General features: G+C 69.5%; 3 protein-coding genes. 1 reads left to right on the top strand and 2 read right to left on the bottom strand.

Annotated elements, in window-relative coordinates; genetic code table 11:
- Both ETD86_RS53790 and ETD86_RS53785 read right to left on the bottom strand, forming a co-directional pair.
- Positions 1-182 (bottom strand): dihydrofolate reductase family protein (locus ETD86_RS53790; RefSeq protein WP_211370926.1); only part of this gene is annotated, 182 nt, incomplete at its 3' end.
- An 89-nt stretch (positions 183-271) separates the two neighbouring features.
- Entirely contained in the window at positions 272-817 is a 546-nt protein-coding gene (locus tag ETD86_RS53785; protein ID WP_138674301.1) for a cysteine dioxygenase family protein, read from the bottom strand.
- A gap of 104 nt (positions 818-921) precedes the next feature.
- On the opposite strand from ETD86_RS53785, the gene pdxR reads away from it, so the two are divergent.
- Entirely contained in the window at positions 922-2,340 is a 1,419-nt protein-coding gene (pdxR, locus tag ETD86_RS53780; protein WP_138674300.1) for a MocR-like pyridoxine biosynthesis transcription factor PdxR, read from the top strand.
- Positions 2,341-2,708 lie beyond the last annotated feature (368 nt).

Genomic DNA, 2,708 nt, shown 5'->3' with positions numbered 1-2,708 from the left:
CACCCGTCCCGACCCCCCAGGACGGCACCCGTGGTCTGAATGTATTCATCCTGCAGGCTCGGCCTGTCCGTCCCGGTCATCCAGTCCATCTCGTGGCCGGGTCCCGCCACGAACCCGTCCAGTGACATCGCGAAGTGGAAAAGCACCTTCCCGCCTGCGGTCTGCGGCTCGGTGTCGTTCATTCATCGTCTCCTGTGATCTGCTTGCGAGTGGTAGTCCTCAGGCTGGCCGCCGTGGTGCCGCCGCCCCTGCTGCTGGGCGTGGAGTTCGTTCATGGCCCGACGGGAAGGTCGTAGTAGCGCAGCGCGCTGGAGCCGATGCGGGACAGGTCGGTGCCGTACACGTGGATCGTGACGGCGGTGTGATCGCCGGGGTTCGCGACCCGGTGGATGTCGCCGGGCGGGGCGAAGCCATTGACCGCGCCGGTCGCGTTCGTGGTGCGCCCCACCGGAACGAGCAAGTCACCGCTGCTGTCGAGCGTGAACAGTTCTTCGTCCAGCACGCCCTGGATGATGCCGAATACGCACCAGGTCACGTGGTCGTGGATCCGCGTGGTGCGGCCCGCCGGCCACACGATGGCCTGGATCGAGAAGGCCCCGTCCGGCTCGACGTGCAGCAGCTGGCTGCGTAGGTCCTCCTGGTCGCTGGGATGGACCCCGGTCAGCGCCTCGGGCGAGGGAAGGTAGCGCCGCAGCGCGCTCGCGGCGCGTTGGGCGGTGCGCTGCCAGTCGCCGCGGCGGTTCAGCGCCACGCGGATTCCGGCCACCAATTCGTCCAGACGGGGCGCGGTGGGCAGTGGCTGGTTCACGAGCGTCATGGCTGTCCCTTCGCGGTTTCGGCCGGTGCGGCATCACTGCCGTGCCGTGACTCCAACGGTATGGATAGGGTGGCGCTGATAAGAGATCCAATAATGGACGAGTTATGAGTACCAGTTCGCCTGAGTTGTTCGTGGAGATCGACCGCTCCCGTCCCCGTGGCCTGCGCGCCGAGCTGGAGCGGAGCCTGCGGGATGCCATCAGGGCGGGCCGGTTACGCCCCGGCGTTCGGCTGCCGTCGTCCCGCACGCTCGCCGCGGACCTCCAGGTCACCCGCGGTGTGGTCATCGCCGCCTATCAGCAGCTCACCGCCGAGGGCTACCTGACCTCCCGACAGGGCTGGGGCACCGTCGTCAACGCGATCACCACGCCCGACGGGCCACAGCGCCACCGCCCGCCGCCCGCCGCCGTCCGTTATGACTTCCGGCCCGGAGCCCCGGACGTCGGCCTGTTCCCGCACGCGGCCTGGGCGCGCGCGACCCGTGCGACGATGCGGTCCCTACCCGACGAGTCACTCGGCTACAGCGACCCGGCCGGTCTCCCGGCGCTACGCGAGACGCTGGCCGACTACCTGGGCAGGGTCCGCGGCGTGTCCTGCGAACCGGACGACATCGTGGTGTGCAACGGCTTCTCGCACGGGTTGAGCCTGCTGGCCCGGGTGCTCGCCGAGCGGGGCATCGCCGTTGAGAACCCCGGCCACCCCGACTGGCGAGAGCAGATCGAATGGGCCGGCGCCGGCTGCCACCCCATCGAGGTCGACGACGAGGGGCTGCGCGTGGACCGGCTGACCGCGTCCAGGGCGGGCGCGGTGCTCGTCACACCCGCCCACCAGTACCCCACTGGTGTGGTGCTCTCGGCCGGCCGACGGATCGACCTGCTCGACTGGGCCCGCACCAGCGGCGCGTACATCGTCGAGGACGACTACGACGCCGAATACCGCTACGACCGCCAACCCGTCGGCGCCCTCCAAGGGGTCGCGCCCGATCACGTCGTCCACGCCGGTAGCCTCTCCAAGAGCCTGGCCCCCGGGCTGCGGCTCGGCTGGCTGGTCGTCCCCCCGGCGCTACGCGAGGAGGTGGTCGCCGCCCGCGCGCGCAGTGACCGATTCACCCCCTCGATCATCCAGGCCACCGTCGCCGAGTTCATCCAGCGCGGCGACCTCGACCGGCACCTGCGGCGCACCCGTCGCAGCTACCGCCAACGACGCGACGCGCTCATCGCGGCCCTGCGCCAACAGCTGCCCGCCTACCGTGCGACAGGCATCTCCGCGGGTCTACATGTCCTGGTCAGGCTGCCCGACGGCATGGACGCAACCCACCTCGCCGCCACCGCCGCCCGGCACGGCATCCTCATACAGCCCCTGGACCGCTACCGGTCCAGCCCTGCGCCAGACCAACAGCCGGCCCTCGTGATGGGCTACAGCAGGCTCACGCCCCATCACATCGAGGAAGGCATCCACCACCTCGCCACCATCCTGAGCTCAGAGGGCGTCACTACTCGACCCGTTGAAGACGACCACGGGTGACGTCGCGAGGTCAGTCAGCCGGTCGTCTCGTCCCACGAGGAACGCATGGGCCACAATTTCCACAAAAGCCTATCCATGACGCAGATCATCGAGCTGGCCCAAGCCAGCAGCGGCGCAGTCACCGTGGAGAACGCAACGGCCTGACGTTCGCCCGCCGAGGGGCCTTCGGGGAGGATCGGACCGGGTTTTGGCGCTACGCCCGAGGGGCTTGCATTCGGTACCTAGTGCCGCATCAGGCAACGTTTGCCCTGTCGACGACGGCGCGTAGGCGCCGGTCGTCGGCGTGGCGGTTTCGCAGATGATGCGGCGCTAGCCGAGATTCAGAACCTCATCGTCCGCGTGCGTGCCGAACTCGGCGACGCGCACCT

This window comes from Nonomuraea turkmeniaca (assembly GCF_005889735.1).
In the GTDB taxonomy this organism is placed as follows: domain Bacteria; phylum Actinomycetota; class Actinomycetes; order Streptosporangiales; family Streptosporangiaceae; genus Nonomuraea; species Nonomuraea turkmeniaca.
Note: the sequence above shows the minus strand (reverse complement) of the source record. Positions and strands in the feature narration are given on the sequence as shown.